At 64.2% G+C, this 12,863-nt stretch carries 15 protein-coding genes; 6 read left to right on the plus strand and 9 right to left on the minus strand.

All coding sequences use genetic code 11. From position 1 onward, the window contains the following. Positions 1 to 4 precede the first annotated feature (4 nt). Positions 5 to 301 carry a co-chaperone GroES gene (gene groES, locus NTH_RS14635; protein ID WP_265516575.1) on the minus strand — a complete coding sequence of 99 codons (297 nt, stop codon included), beginning with the start codon at positions 299 to 301 and terminating at the stop codon, positions 5 to 7. Positions 302 to 439: 138 nt separating this feature from the next. Next, positions 440 to 1,078 carry a DNA-3-methyladenine glycosylase I gene (locus NTH_RS14640; RefSeq protein WP_338530696.1) on the minus strand — a complete coding sequence of 213 codons (639 nt, stop codon included), beginning with the start codon at positions 1,076 to 1,078 and terminating at the stop codon, positions 440 to 442. A 374-nt stretch (positions 1,079 to 1,452) separates the two neighbouring features. Here NTH_RS14640 and NTH_RS14645 point away from each other — a divergent pair, with 374 nt between their 5' ends. Beyond that, positions 1,453 to 2,277, plus strand: a complete 825-nt coding sequence (locus NTH_RS14645) for a L,D-transpeptidase (RefSeq protein ID WP_338530697.1) — start codon at positions 1,453 to 1,455, stop codon at positions 2,275 to 2,277. 346 nt (positions 2,278 to 2,623) lie between these two features. Here the strand turns inward: NTH_RS14645 and glcF are convergent, their stop codons facing one another. The 6 genes from glcF to NTH_RS14675 are packed head-to-tail and all read right to left on the minus strand — an operon-like array spanning position 2,624 to position 7,798. After that, the gene (glcF, locus tag NTH_RS14650) at positions 2,624 to 3,928 is read right to left on the minus strand and encodes a glycolate oxidase subunit GlcF (RefSeq protein WP_338530698.1); all 1,305 of its coding nucleotides are present in this window, start codon (positions 3,926 to 3,928) and stop codon (positions 2,624 to 2,626) included. A 6-nt stretch (positions 3,929 to 3,934) separates the two neighbouring features. Beyond that, positions 3,935 to 4,315: a DUF4870 family protein gene (locus tag NTH_RS14655; RefSeq protein WP_338530699.1), complete on the minus strand. Its 381-nt coding sequence runs from the start codon at positions 4,313 to 4,315 to the stop codon at positions 3,935 to 3,937. A 37-nt stretch (positions 4,316 to 4,352) separates the two neighbouring features. After that, positions 4,353 to 5,591 (minus strand): FAD-binding protein, encoded by a 1,239-nt coding sequence (locus tag NTH_RS14660; RefSeq protein WP_338530700.1) that lies wholly within the window; start codon positions 5,589 to 5,591, stop codon positions 4,353 to 4,355. After that, a complete protein-coding gene (locus NTH_RS14665; protein WP_338530701.1) occupies positions 5,588 to 5,995 on the minus strand; it encodes a type II toxin-antitoxin system VapC family toxin in 408 nt (135 codons plus the stop codon). The genes NTH_RS14660 and NTH_RS14665 overlap by 4 nt, the downstream gene beginning before the upstream one ends. Further along, entirely contained in the window at positions 5,992 to 6,246 is a 255-nt protein-coding gene (locus tag NTH_RS14670; RefSeq protein WP_338530702.1) for an AbrB/MazE/SpoVT family DNA-binding domain-containing protein, read from the minus strand. The genes NTH_RS14665 and NTH_RS14670 overlap by 4 nt, the downstream gene beginning before the upstream one ends. A gap of 55 nt (positions 6,247 to 6,301) precedes the next feature. Continuing rightward, positions 6,302 to 7,798, minus strand: coding sequence for an FAD-linked oxidase C-terminal domain-containing protein (locus NTH_RS14675; protein ID WP_338530703.1), 1,497 nt, complete (start codon positions 7,796 to 7,798; stop codon positions 6,302 to 6,304). A 289-nt stretch (positions 7,799 to 8,087) separates the two neighbouring features. Between NTH_RS14675 and NTH_RS14680 the strand changes: the two genes are divergently transcribed. From NTH_RS14680 to NTH_RS14700, 5 genes are read left to right on the plus strand one after another with little or no spacing between them, the layout of a single operon-like run. Beyond that, a complete protein-coding gene (locus NTH_RS14680) occupies positions 8,088 to 8,903 on the plus strand; it encodes a FadR/GntR family transcriptional regulator (protein ID WP_338530704.1) in 816 nt (271 codons plus the stop codon). A gap of 22 nt (positions 8,904 to 8,925) precedes the next feature. Next, positions 8,926 to 9,699, plus strand: a complete 774-nt coding sequence (locus tag NTH_RS14685) for a (Fe-S)-binding protein (RefSeq protein ID WP_338530705.1) — start codon at positions 8,926 to 8,928, stop codon at positions 9,697 to 9,699. Beyond that, a complete protein-coding gene (locus NTH_RS14690) occupies positions 9,699 to 11,135 on the plus strand; it encodes a LutB/LldF family L-lactate oxidation iron-sulfur protein (protein WP_338530706.1) in 1,437 nt (478 codons plus the stop codon). Before NTH_RS14685 ends, NTH_RS14690 begins: the two co-directional genes overlap by 1 nt. Then, positions 11,132 to 11,809, plus strand: coding sequence for a LutC/YkgG family protein (locus NTH_RS14695; protein WP_338530707.1), 678 nt, complete (start codon positions 11,132 to 11,134; stop codon positions 11,807 to 11,809). The genes NTH_RS14690 and NTH_RS14695 overlap by 4 nt, the downstream gene beginning before the upstream one ends. Continuing rightward, a complete protein-coding gene (locus NTH_RS14700) occupies positions 11,799 to 12,557 on the plus strand; it encodes a metallophosphoesterase (RefSeq protein ID WP_338530708.1) in 759 nt (252 codons plus the stop codon). The genes NTH_RS14695 and NTH_RS14700 overlap by 11 nt, the downstream gene beginning before the upstream one ends. Here NTH_RS14700 and NTH_RS14705 read toward each other — a convergent pair. Further along, positions 12,547 to 12,687 (minus strand): hypothetical protein, encoded by a 141-nt coding sequence (locus NTH_RS14705; protein WP_338530709.1) that lies wholly within the window; start codon positions 12,685 to 12,687, stop codon positions 12,547 to 12,549. The two genes, NTH_RS14700 and NTH_RS14705, sit on opposite strands and share 11 nt — an antisense overlap. Positions 12,688 to 12,863: the final 176 nt, after the last annotated feature.

The raw sequence follows: 12,863 nt of genomic DNA on the forward strand, positions 1-12,863 counted from the left end.
CTTATCAGCCGATGATGCCCATGATGTCGCTCTCCTTCATGATGAGGAGATCTTCGCCATTGAGCTTGACTTCGGTGCCGGACCACTTGCCGAAGAGAACGCGGTCGCCTTCCTTCACGTCGAGCGGAACCAGCTTGCCGGCCTCGTCGCGCGCGCCGGAGCCGATGGCGATGATTTCGCCTTCCTGCGGCTTCTCCTTGGCGGTATCGGGGATGATGATGCCGCCGGACGTCTTCTCCTCGGATTCTACCCGACGTACGACCACACGGTCATGGAGCGGGCGAAAATTCGTCTTGGCCATGTTTTGAACCCTTGATTCGGATGATGGAATAGGTTTTCCCTCCACCGGCGCTGCCGGATGGCTTTAGCACTCACCTATCGAGAGTGCTAATGCGGGCCTGAGATAGTGGCGACGGGAAAGAGAGTCAAGGCGACCTGTTCATACGGGACGTGTGAACCGCTCCCGCTCCGCCTCCACCACCGGCCGCATCGAGCAGCCTTCGATGTGGTCGTTGACCAGCCCCATCGCCTGCATGAAGGCATAGATCGTCGTGGGGCCGACGAAGGACCAGCCGCGCTTTTTCAGGTCCTTCGAGATGCGCGCCGAGATATCCGTCTTGGGATTGGCCATAAGCGTGGGAAAGTCCAGCAGCGCCGGCCGGGCGTCCGGCCCCGGCTCATGCCGCCAGAAATAGCGCGCCAGCGAGCCGAACTCCCGGCGCAGCTCGATGGCGCGCTGGGCGTTGTTGATCGTCGAGCGTATCTTGCCGCCATGGCGCACGATTCCGGCATTGGTCAGAAGCCGGTCGACATCCTCGTCCTTAAAGCGCGCCACCCGCTCGAAGTCGAACCCTTCGAAGGCTTCGCGGAAGTTCTCCCGCTTGCGCAGGATCGTGAGCCAGGAAAGGCCGGACTGGAAGCCTTCCAGGCACAGCTTCTCGAACAGGCGGATATCGTCGTCGACAGGCCGGCCCCACTCCTCGTCATGATAGGTCAGGTAGTCCGGCAGGTTGGCGTGCCAGAAGCATCGCGTCTTCCCGTCAGGCCCCTCGATCAGCCCCGTCCGCTCGTCGCCCATGTAACCGTCCTCTGATGGTTAGAGCAATTCCAGGAAAAGTGGAAACCGGTTTTTCCGTCCGGAACTGCGTAAAATCAAACCGTTAGATCATTTGGCCGTTTCACGGAAACGGCCAAATGATCTAACGCATGAAATCAGTCGTTTAACGGCCGATTCACCAGCTTTTTGAACCGCCGGGTAACCACGCCAAATGGTTTTGTCGTTCTATCGCATTTTATCGATGCGGATTCACCATTCGCTTGCCGCCGCCGATGCAGCATCCTGACACGGATTGACGGGAGAACCGCTTTTTCCGTCCGCCGCCACCCGTTTCCCGCGCCAGATTGCGGGAAGCGTCCTGAAGGCAACCGCGTCGAATAGTAGGAATTACGTCAATGAAGCCATTTCTGTGTGCCGCCGGCCTTGTGGCCGTGCTGCTTTCACCCTGGGGGGCCCAGGCGCAGAACCGCTATGTCGAGCGCCCGCCGGTTCTGGTCAGTCCCGATCTGTCCGCCCCGTGGGTGATGCAGCTTCGCACCGTGCCCGCCGAGGCGCAGGCGCGCTACCGCGCCCGGCAGGCCGAACAATATGGCCGCTATGAGGAGAGCCAGCGCCAGATGCAGCGCCGCGTTCCCGTGGCGCAGCCCCGCCATGTCGAGCGGCCCCGCCAAGTAGAACGGCAACGCGCCTTTCCGCCCGCCCCGCAGCGATTGCACACCGCCGCCGTTGCGCCGCGTGCGCCACAGCAGCCCGACAACCGTATCGACCCGAAATTCCTGCCGCAGGAAGTGAATTACGACGGACCGCACAAGCCCGGCACCATCGTTGTCGATACCGGCCAGCGCTTTCTTTATCTCGTGCAGCCCGGCGGCAAGGCGCGCCGCTATGGCGTCGGCGTCGGCAAGGAGGGCTTCTCTTGGTCGGGAACCGAGAAAATCTCGCAGAAGCGCGAATGGCCGGACTGGCGTCCGCCGGCCGAGATGATCGCCCGCGAAAAGAAAAAGGGCCGCATCCTGCCCGCGCATATGAAGGGCGGACCGTCCAATCCCCTCGGCGCGCGTGCTCTCTACCTCGGCTCCACGCTCTACCGGATCCACGGCACCAACGCGCCCTGGAGCATCGGCCGCGCCGTGTCGTCCGGCTGCATCCGCATGCGCAACGAAGACGTCATCGACCTCTACAACCGTGTCCAGGTAGGCACCAGGGTCGTCGTCATCTGATCATCGAACGGGGGATGTCCGGCGCGGCGATCGCCGGGCATACGAAGAAGGGCGGCGCCTCGGGAATGCGCCACCCTTTTTCATGGTGGCATTACAATCACGATTTGCCGCAGCGCCCCTTCGCACCCCCTCTGCCCTGACGGGCATCTCCCCCCTCAAGGGGGTAGATCATTTCTTCATCAACGTTACTCTTGATTCTTGAATGGTCGAAGATTGGCGAAATCAGTCATGAGAGCCAATCTCCCCCCTTGAGGGGGAGATGCCCGGCAGGGCAGAGGGGGGTCGCGCAGGGCGCGGCGGTAAATCATGACCGTAGAATCAATCTAACCGATGACCCCTACAGCCCTCACAACGCAATCACATCCGGCTTCGGCCCGCCATAAGCCCAGTCGAGCAGTTGCACCGTGTGCAGGATGGGCATCGCGGTCCCGCCGGCGATCTGCGTGATGCAGCCGATATTGCCGGTGGCGATCGCCTGTGCTCCCGTCGCCTCGATATTCCGCACCTTGCGCTCGCGCAGCCTCGCCGAAATTTCCGGCTGCATGATGTTGTAGGTGCCGGCGGAACCGCAGCACAGATGCCCCTCGCGCGGCTCCTTGACGGTGAAGCCGGCGGCTTTCAGGAGATCGCGCGGCTGGCGCGTGATCTTCTGGCCGTGCTGCATCGAGCAGGCCGAGTGGTAGGCGACCTCCAGTCCCGGCTCGATCGCGGGCTCGGGCAGGTCGAGCGTGGCGAGGAACTCCGTCACGTCCTTGGCCAGCGCCGAGACCCGCGCGGCCTTGTCCGCATAGGCGGGATCGAGCCGCAGCATGTGGCCGTAGTCCTTGATCGTCGTGCCGCAGCCCGACGCGGTGATGACGATGGCGTTGAGGCCGCCCCCCTCGATTTCGCGCGTCCAGGCGTCGACATTGCGGCGCGCGAAGGCAAGCGCCTCTTCCTCGCGTCCCATATGGTGGACGAGCGCTCCGCAGCAGCCCTCGCCCTCGGGCACCACCGTCTCGATGCCCAGACGCTTGAGCAGGCGGATCGTCGCCGCGTTGATCTCCGGATCGAGCACGGATTGCGCGCAGCCCGTCAGCAGCGCCACGCGGGCGCGTCTGGCGCCTTCGGCTTCATGCCGCCCCGGCTTGGCGGCCCTTGCCGGTGCGGGCACGTGCGAGGGCGCCAGCGCCAGCATCGCGCCCAGCGGTTTCAGGCCGGGAATAGTCCGCAACAACGGCGCAAAGGGACGGCCGAGCTTTGCCAGCCTGAGCGCGGCGCGAAACCGGCTCGGATAGGGCAGCACCCGCGCCAGCACGGCGCGTATCACCCGGTCGGGCAGGGGGCGCTTGTATGTCTTTTCGATATGCGCCCGCGCATGGTCGACCAGATGCATGTAGTCGACGCCCGAGGGGCAGGTGGTCACGCAGGCAAGACACGAAAGGCAGCGGTCGATATGGGTGACGACCTCCTCGTCCGCCGGTCTGTCGTTCTCCAGCATGTCCTTGATGAGATAGATGCGCCCGCGCGGACTGTCGAGCTCGTTGCCGAGCTCGACATAGGTCGGGCATGTGGCCGTGCAGAACCCGCAATGCACGCATTTGCGCAGGATCTGCTCCGATTCCGCGACATGGGGATCGGCAAGCTGCTCGGCCGTGAAATTGGTCTGCATATGTGGTTACAAAATCCAGCTTTGAGGGTTCTTGATCGGCTCGCGGCGGCTGACGGCCTGCAGCCCGATGACGATGCGCACGACGGCCCAGACGGCCACGGCCAGAAGCAGCAGGAATCCGATGCCGACCACCATCAGTATGGCGGAGATCAGGCCGAAGAGGATGCCGATCCAGAAGGTGCGGATCGCCCAGGTGTAGTGCGTTTCCACCCACGCTTCCGATTTGCCTCGGTTCATATAGGCGAGCACGATGCCCACCAGCGCGGAGATGCCGATGACGAAGCTGACGAGGTAAAGAACGTAGATGACCTGAATGTTCGTGGGCCCCGGTTCCAGCCAGCCGTCGGTCTTGCGCTGCGGTGCGGGTTCGCTGTTCGGATCGCTCATTTGCCTTCTCCCAATCTTGAAAAACGGTGCCACCCTATCATGCTCTCGATCCACGGCCATGCGCCTGGCCGTTCGGGTTGGCCATGCGCCCGGGGTTGAGAATGTTCCGCGGATCGAACTGCTCCTTGAGACGCCGCGCAAGCTCCGCCAGTGCCGGCGGCTGCGGCTGAAAGACGGGCAGGGCGGCGCGCAGGCTTTCCGGCGCCCGCACCAGCGTCGCATGGCCGCCGCCGAAATGGGCGATCAGCTTACGCAATGTCTCCGCTTCGGGGTCGGCTTCCATGCGTAGCCAGATCAGCCCGCCCTGCCAGTCGTAATAGGCATTGGCGCCCGCCGCGCGGCGAAAGGCATCGACCAGCCGATGGCCTACCGTCGGCGCGACCGATACCCGCCACACCGGCGCGTTTGACCCATCGGCAAACGGCGCGACATCGCGGATTTCGCGCCACAGCCGCTTGCTGCCGTCCGCCTCGATCGTTTCGCCCGCCCCGTATGGCTTCAACAGCCGGGCCAGAAGGTCGATGCGGTAGTCGACCGAGGGGCCGAAGCCTTCGACGCGCAGAACCGTGGAGGCCGCCGAAAACGCCCCGCCGAAAAAGCGCCCCACAACGCCCTCCGGCAGATGCGCCGCGCCTGAGACCTCGCCGCTCGATCCCATCGCTTCCGCCATGGCGCCGGCCGCCCCGGCATCGTCCAACCCGGCCAGCACGAATGTCCGCTCCGTCTCGCTCGCCGGCAGCACCTTGAACGTGACATCCGTCACCACCGCCAGCGTGCCCCACGAGCCCGCCAATCCCTTGGACAGGTCGTAGCCGGTCACGTTCTTCACCACCCGCCCGCCGGATTTGAAATTTTCGCCGCGTCCCGAGACGGCATGGATGCCCAGCACATGATCACGCGCGGCCCCGGCCTTGATCCGCCGCGGCCCCGACAGATTGGCGCCCAGCATCCCTCCGACCGTCCCGCGCCCGGCCTCCTGTCCCAGCAGCGGCCCATAATCGATCGGCTCGAAATCGAACCGCTGGCTGTGCCGGACCAGCATCGCCTCGATCTCGGCCACGGGCGTTCCCGCCTTGGCCGAAAGCACAAGCTCCTCCGGCTCATACAGCGTGACGCCGGAAAGCTGCGAAAGATCGAGCACATGCGCCGCCTGCACCGGCCGGCCGATGCCGCGCTTGGACCCGTGGCCGGTGATCTCCAGCGACGTCTCCTCGTCGACCGCCCATTGAACGGTTTCCAGCACGGCTTCGGCGGTGGCGGGGGTGAAAACGGTCATGCGAACGTGTTCGCATGCTGAGCGGCAAGACCTAATTTGCTGACATGGGTCACGGCCTTGCGGTCGAATGACACAAACATCTCCGAGCCCATTGCAGCACCGGAGCTGGCAATAATTCCGTCTGCGAAATCCCCGCCGGCCGCAAAGACATCCAATCCGGCTTCCACTACTGGCACCTCGGTCAGAACATTCGCCGAATTGATCAGTACATGCACGGCCTCGGCGATTTCGCTGCGTGGAAGGCGGTAGAGGCTCCCGAGCACCCAAACGAGTTCAAGGATGCACGGGATCGGCACAATTACCCATTCTGCCGTTGAGATTATCTTCAACGCGGTCGCAGCCTGAAGCTCGTCATCCCTTGTTGCCATTCGCACAAGCAAATTCGTGTCGGCGGTAATCCTCACCTCAACAACCCCGCCCAGCCCTTCTCGATCACCTCATTCATCTCCTCGATCGTGGCAACCTTGTCGGTCTTGCCAGCCACGATCCCGTAAAAGTCCTCGATCTTGCCCTTTGGCCGCGCGGCTGTGATCGAAAGCCTTCCGCCGGGCAGCGGGTCGACCTCGATCTTCTGCCCCGGTTGCACACCAAGGTGCTGAAGCAGTTCCTTCTTCAGCGTCACCTGTCCCTTGGCCGTCACCGTCAGCGTCGTCATGTATCGTCTCCATATCTGCGATTGAAAGTAAGGCAATTTTCCCTTACTTTCAATGTCAGAACCGCTCCAGCTCCGGAAACGGCACCCGGCCGCGGTGGATATGCATCCGCCCCAGTTCCGCGCAGCGGTGAAGCTGCGGGAACACCTTGCCGGGGTTGAGCAGATGGTTCGGATCGAAGGCGCATTTGACGCGGATTTGCTGGTTGAGGTCGTCTTCGGTGAACATCTCCGGCATCAGGTCGCGCTTTTCCACGCCGACGCCGTGCTCGCCGGTCAGCACCCCGCCCACCTTGACGCAAAGCCGCAGGATATCGGCGCCGAAATCCTCGGCCCGCTCCAGTTCGCCCGGCTCGTTGGCGTCGTAGAGGATGAGCGGGTGCAGATTGCCGTCGCCCGCGTGAAACACATTGGCCACGCGCAGCCCGTATTTCTCCGACAGTTCGCGCATGCCCGCCAGAACGCGCGGCAGTTCCTTGCGCGGGATCGTGCCATCCATGCAGTAATAGTCCGGCGAGATGCGCCCCACCGCCGGAAAGGCGGCCTTGCGCCCGGCCCAGAAGGCGGCCCTTTCCTCGTCGGAATGGGAAACGCGGCTGGTGGTCGCGCCGTTATCGCCGGCGATCTTCTCCACCCGCCCGATCAGATGGTCGACCTCGGCCTGCGGCCCGTCGAGTTCCACGATCAGCAGCGCCTCCACGTCCAGCGGGTAGCCGGCATGCACGAAATCCTCCGCCGCGTGGATGGCCGGCCTGTCCATCATCTCCATGCCGCCGGGAATGATGCCGGCGCCGATGATGTCGGCCACGCACTGCCCCGCCGCCTCGCTGGAGGGAAAGCCGATCAGCATCGCCCGCGCCGTTTCCGGCTTCTTGAGCACGCGCACGGTCACTTCCGTCACCACGCCCAGAAGCCCCTCGGATCCCGTCATCAGGCCCAGAAGGTCGTAGCCCTCGGCGTCCAGATGCTTGCCGCCCAGCCGGACGATGTCGCCATTGATCAGCACCATCTCGACGCCCAGGATGTTGTTCGTCGTCAGCCCGTATTTCAGGCAATGCACCCCGCCCGAGTTTTCCGCCACATTGCCGCCGATGGAGCAGGCGATCTGCGAGGAAGGGTCGGGCGCATAGTAAAAGCCTTCCTGCTCCACCGCATGGGTGATACCGAGATTGGTCACGCCGGGCTGCGCCACCACGGCGCGGTTGGCCAGATCGATATCGAGGATGCGGTTGAACCGGCTCATCACCAAAAGCACCGCATCCTCCAGCGGCAGCGCTCCGCCGGAAAGGGATGTGCCGGAGCCGCGGGGCACCACGCGGATATTTCGCTCGTTGCAATATTTGAGAATTCGCGCCACTTGGCGCGTCGTCTCCGGAAGCACCACCACCAGCGGCAACTGGCGATAGGCCGTCAGCCCGTCGCTCTCGAACACGCGCATCTCGTTGGCCGCGTCGACCACCCCTTCTCCCGGCACGATGACGCGCATGTCGGCGACGATCTCCTCGCGCCGCTTCATCGTGGCGGCATCGGCCTTCGGCATTACGGGTCCGGACATGGCGCACTCCAATTGGTAAAGGAAAATTACCGATTTGTTCCACGATAATCAACATCGTTCTGTCGATGCGGGCACGCCATCGCTATGCCGTTACGTTGCGGTCAAAGATCGTGCGGCCACCTTCTGTACCCGGGGCTTGCGGACTCTCTGGACTCAGGGCCGCGGGAAAAGGCCCATAGGCCAACCGGCAACGCCCATCCGTGCCGCGTACTGTGGACAAAACATTTGACCAAAAAGCGCTCCTGATCCTAGAATGGCAATGAAATCTCGCTCCAGCGGTTCCGGCTCAGTGACCACGATTTTTACAAGAATAGAGCATTCGCGCACCGCCGACGAGGTGACGCGCCAGATCGAGGCGCTGATCCTTGAAGGCGTCCTGCGCGACGGGGACCGCTTGCCGGCGGAGCGGGAGCTGGCCGCCGAGATGCAGGTCTCCCGCCCCATTTTGCGGGATGCGCTGAAGGCGCTGGAAGCGCGCGGCCTGCTCGTCACGCGCCAGGGCGGCGGCACTTTCGTCGGCAACATCGTCGGCGAGGTTTTCGCCAAGCCGATGCGCGAGTTGATCGCCACCCATCCCAAGGCGACCGCCGACTATCTGGAATACCGCCGCGAGGTGGAGGCCGTCGCCGCCGAGATGGCCGCCCGCCGCGCCACGCCCGCCGACAAGGCCTTGCTGGCCGGTCTCGTGGAGCGCATGCAAAAGGCCCATCGCAACGGCGACTTTGACATCGAGGTCGAGATCGACGCTGAGTTCCACAACGCCGTCAGCGAGTGCACCCACAATTTCGTGCTCATGCACACGCTGCGCTCGTGCTATCGGCTTTTGGCGGAGGGCGTGTTCTACAACCGCGCCAAGGTCTACGATCTGCCGGGCGCCCGCGAACAGCTTCTTGCCCAGCACCTGGCCATCTACGAGGCCATCCGCGACGGCGATCCCGAGGCCGCGCGCGCCGCGGCGGTCAGCCACATCGCCTTTGTCGAGCGGGCCAGCGCGGAGGCCGAGCGCACCGGCGAGTGGGAACGCATCTCCGCCATGCGCCTGCGCCAGCGCTCCGAAAATTCCACCAAACCAGCCCGTAGTAGCAAGCGGTCCGCCGCGACCTAGTAGCAAGCAACAGGATAGTCCATTGTCTGAAAGCGACCACCAGCCCCCCCGCGTCGGCCTGTTCGTGACCTGCCTTGTCGACCTTTTCCGGCCCAGCGTCGGCTTTGCGTCGGTCAAGCTCCTGGAGGACGCCGGCTGCCGTGTCGAGGTACCCATGGCGCAGACCTGCTGCGGTCAGCCGGCCTATAATTCCGGCGACCGCACTGATGCCATCGCCATCGCCAGGAACACGATCGAGACCTTCGAGGACTACGATTATATCGTCGCGCCGTCGGGCTCCTGCGCCGGCATGCTGAAGAAGCATTACCCGGCGCTCTTCAAGGACGGCGACTGGCAGGACCGCGCCGAAGCTTTCTCGGCCAAGGTGCATGAGCTGATGAGCTTCCTCGTCGACGTGATGGGCATGGAGAAGGTCGCGGCCCGTCACGAGGGAACCGTCACCTATCACGATTCCTGCTCGGGCCTGCGCGAACTCAAGGTAAGGGACCAGCCGCGCCGCCTGCTCGCCACCGTCTCGGGTCTGAAGCTCAAGGAAATGCGCGACAGCGACGTGTGCTGCGGCTTCGGCGGCACTTTCTGCGTCAAATATCCCGACATCTCCAACAAGATCGTCACGGAGAAGGCGGCCAATATCGACGCTTCGGGCGCCGAGACGCTTCTGGCCGGCGACCTCGGCTGCCTCATGAACATGGCCGGCAAGCTTCAGCGCGAAGGCAGCAGCGTCAGGGTGCGCCACGTCGCCGAGATTCTGGCCGGCCTCGACGACAAGCCGTCCATCGGCGGGGGGAAAAGCTGATGCAGATCACGTCACCCAGTTTCAAGAAGAACGCGCGCGGCGCGCTATCCAATGTCCAGTTGCAAAAGGCGCTCGGCAATGTGCGTCTGGGCTTCATCGACAAGCGCATCAAGGCGGTCGACGCGCTGCCCGAATTTGATGCGCTGCGCGATTCGGCCCGCGACATCAAGGACCACGCGCTGGCTCATCTCGATCTTTACCTGGAAGCCTATGAGGAAAAGGTCACCGCGGCAGGCGGCAAGGTGCATTGGGCCGAAACGGCGGAGGATGCGCGCAAGGCCATCCTCGGCATTTGCCGGGCCGCCGGCGCCCGCACGGTCACCAAGGGCAAATCGATGATCACCGAGGAGATCGGCCTGAACGATTTCTTTGAGGAAAACGGTATCCGCCCCGTCGAGACCGATCTGGGCGAATACATCATCCAGCTCCGCGGCGAGCATCCCAGCCACATCATCGCCCCCGCCGTCCATCTCAACAAGGAGCAGGTGGAGGAGGATTTCAGACGGGTGCACACCCATCTGCCCGAGGGCCGCGACCTGACCGAGCCCGAGACGCTCCTGGCGGAGGCGCGCCGTGTCCTGCGGGCGGAATATTTCGCCGCCGACGTGGGCATCACCGGCGCCAATTTCCTTGTCGCCGAGAGCGGTACTTCCGTCATCGTCACCAATGAGGGCAATGGCGACCTCACCCAGACGCTGCCGAAGGTGCACATCGTCGTCGCCTCGATCGAGAAGATCGTGCCGACGCTGGACGATGTGGGGCAGATCCTGCGCGTGCTCGCCCGCTCGGCCACGGGCCAGGACATGAGCGTCTACACCACCTTCTCCACCGGCCCGCGCCGGCCCGACGATCCCGACGGCCCGGAGGAATATCACGTCATCCTGCTCGACAACGGCCGCTCGTCCATGCTGGGCAGCGAGTTCCAGGACATGCTGCGCTGCATCCGCTGCGGCGCCTGCATGAACCATTGCCCCGTCTATCACGCGGTCGGCGGCCACGCCTATGGCTGGGTCTATCCGGGCCCCATGGGCGCGGTGCTCACCCCGTCGCTGATCGGTGTCGACAAGAGCGGCCACCTGCCCAACGCCTCCACCTTCTGCGGCCGCTGCGAGGCCGTCTGTCCCATGCGCATCCCGCTACCCAGGATGATGCGGCACTGGCGCGAGCGCGAATTCTCGCGCCGCCTCAACCCGGCGACCCAGCGCTACGGGCTGCGCGCCTGGGCCTGGTTCGCCCGCCACCCGAGGCTCTATCAACTGGCAACGTCGTTCGCCATTCCTGGCCTGTCCCTTCTGGCCGGCCGGCGCGGCAGGTTCGGCTATCTGCCCTTTGCCGGAGGCTGGACCAGGCATCGCGACCTGCCGGCCCCCGAAAGCAGGACCTTCATGCAGCAATGGCGCGACCGGGAAACGCTGAAGCAGGGAGGTTCGGCATGAGCGGCCGCGACGCGATCCTGGGCAAGGTGCGGGCCTCGCTCGGCGCGGCCGGCGACGATGCCGCTCGCAGAAGGAGCGTGGCCGGCCGCCTCGACGCCGCGCCCAAGGGCGTCATACCCGCCCGCGGCCAGCTCGGCGGCAAGGAGCGGATCGAGATGTTCTGCCAGATGGCGGAAAAGGTATCGGCCACCGTCAAGCGCGTGAAGAAGGATGCGAACGTGCCGGCCGCCGTGGTCGAATATCTGCGTTCGAAGAACCTGCCGGCCTCGGTGCGCATGGGCGCGGATGAGCGGCTGGCGGCGATGCCCTGGGAAAAGGCCAGATCCCTCGAAGTCACGCACGGCCCGGCCGGGCCGGACGACGAGGTCGGCGTCAGCCACGCCTATGCCGGCGTGGCCGAGACCGGCACCGTTGCCCTTCACTCGGGCCAGGACAATCCGACCACTGTCAATTTCCTGCCCGAGCACCATATCGTTGTCGTCAAGGCCGGCGATATCGCCGGCGACTTGGAAGCGGTGTTCGACCGTCTCAGACAGACCTTCGGGAAGGGACAGATGCCAAGGACGCTCAATCTCGTCACGGGCCCCTCGCGTTCTGGCGACATCGAGCAGAAGCTGCTTTTGGGCGCCCACGGGCCGCGCGCCCTGCATCTGATCGTGGTCGATGAGGGGTGACGGCGGCATTCACTTCGACGATGCATCCACGCCCGAGGGCATGCGCCTTTATGCCGTCGGCGATATTCACGGCCGTCACGATCTTCTGGTCGAGATGCACCGCCGCATCATGGCGCAGATCGTCGAGGACCGCCCCGCCGATTGGCGGCTGATCTACCTGGGCGACTATGTCGACCGGGGCGGGGCCGAAAGTGACGTCCTCGAGTTCCTGTCGCGCGTCACGCGCGAGGAGCCGCGCGTTGTCGCCCTGGCCGGCAACCACGATGTCGGACTGCTGGACTTTCTGGACCAGCCCGGCCTGGACGGGCTTTTCGTCAACAATGGCGGCGAGACGACGGCGCGGTCCTATGGCGTGGAGCCGGATTTCGGCTCGCATTCCGGCCTGATGCGCAGCCACGCCCGCCTGCTGCAGGCCATTCCCGAGGCCCATTTGAGGTTCCTGCGCAGCCTCTCATTCTCGGCCAGTCACGGCGACTTCTTCTTCTGCCATGCGGGCATTCGCCCCGGCGTGCCGCTCGAAGAGCAGTCGCCTCAGGATCTCGTCTGGATAAGGCAGAGTTTCCACCGTCATGCCGGCCTCCATCCGAAAGTCGTCGTCCATGGCCACACGCCCGTCGCAGCGGCGGAGATCCTTCCCAACCGCGTCAATCTGGACACCGGCGCCTGGACGTCCGGTCGCCTGACGGCAATGATGTTCGAGGGGAAGCGAAAGAGGCTGCTGGAAGTCGTGCGCGGTTCTATTGGGTAAACGCAGTAATGCCGTAGCCGTCTGTCGTCGCCTGGGTTCCCGATGCGGTCGCCGCATAGATGCCGGCGCCGCTGGCTGCAACGGCGGTGAGCATCATCAGGGAAAGAACGGCAGCGCGCATGAGGCTCATTTGGGTTCTACTCGTTGGGCAACAGCTTACGATACGGCAGGTTACGAAAACGTTCCGCGTATCGGGTTGAATGGCAGCGACTCGAGGTCGGAGACGACGCGCCAATTGCTGCTATTCCTAAAAAATGACAAGCCGGTTTCTGTTATTGTTCGTGACTTTTGCAATCCCGATGTGAC

Source organism: Nitratireductor thuwali, assembly GCF_036621415.1.
GTDB classification, from domain to species: Bacteria; Pseudomonadota; Alphaproteobacteria; order Rhizobiales; family Rhizobiaceae; genus Chelativorans; species Chelativorans thuwali.

Coding starts and splice junctions, on each gene's coding strand:
- NTH_RS14705 (WP_338530709.1), bottom strand. CDS start 12,687: ATGAGCCTCATGCGCGCTGCCGTTCTTTCCCTGATGATGCTCACCGCC.
- NTH_RS14660 (WP_338530700.1), bottom strand. CDS start 5,591: ATGACCGTTTTCACCCCCGCCACCGCCGAAGCCGTGCTGGAAACCGTT.
- NTH_RS14640 (WP_338530696.1), bottom strand. CDS start 1,078: ATGGGCGACGAGCGGACGGGGCTGATCGAGGGGCCTGACGGGAAGACG.
- NTH_RS14645 (WP_338530697.1), top strand. CDS start 1,453: ATGAAGCCATTTCTGTGTGCCGCCGGCCTTGTGGCCGTGCTGCTTTCA.
- NTH_RS14675 (WP_338530703.1), bottom strand. CDS start 7,798: ATGTCCGGACCCGTAATGCCGAAGGCCGATGCCGCCACGATGAAGCGG.
- NTH_RS14700 (WP_338530708.1), top strand. CDS start 11,799: ATGAGGGGTGACGGCGGCATTCACTTCGACGATGCATCCACGCCCGAG.
- NTH_RS14695 (WP_338530707.1), top strand. CDS start 11,132: ATGAGCGGCCGCGACGCGATCCTGGGCAAGGTGCGGGCCTCGCTCGGC.
- NTH_RS14690 (WP_338530706.1), top strand. CDS start 9,699: ATGCAGATCACGTCACCCAGTTTCAAGAAGAACGCGCGCGGCGCGCTA.
- NTH_RS14670 (WP_338530702.1), bottom strand. CDS start 6,246: ATGACGACGCTGACGGTGACGGCCAAGGGACAGGTGACGCTGAAGAAG.
- NTH_RS14655 (WP_338530699.1), bottom strand. CDS start 4,315: ATGAGCGATCCGAACAGCGAACCCGCACCGCAGCGCAAGACCGACGGC.
- groES (WP_265516575.1), bottom strand. CDS start 301: ATGGCCAAGACGAATTTTCGCCCGCTCCATGACCGTGTGGTCGTACGT.
- glcF (WP_338530698.1), bottom strand. CDS start 3,928: ATGCAGACCAATTTCACGGCCGAGCAGCTTGCCGATCCCCATGTCGCG.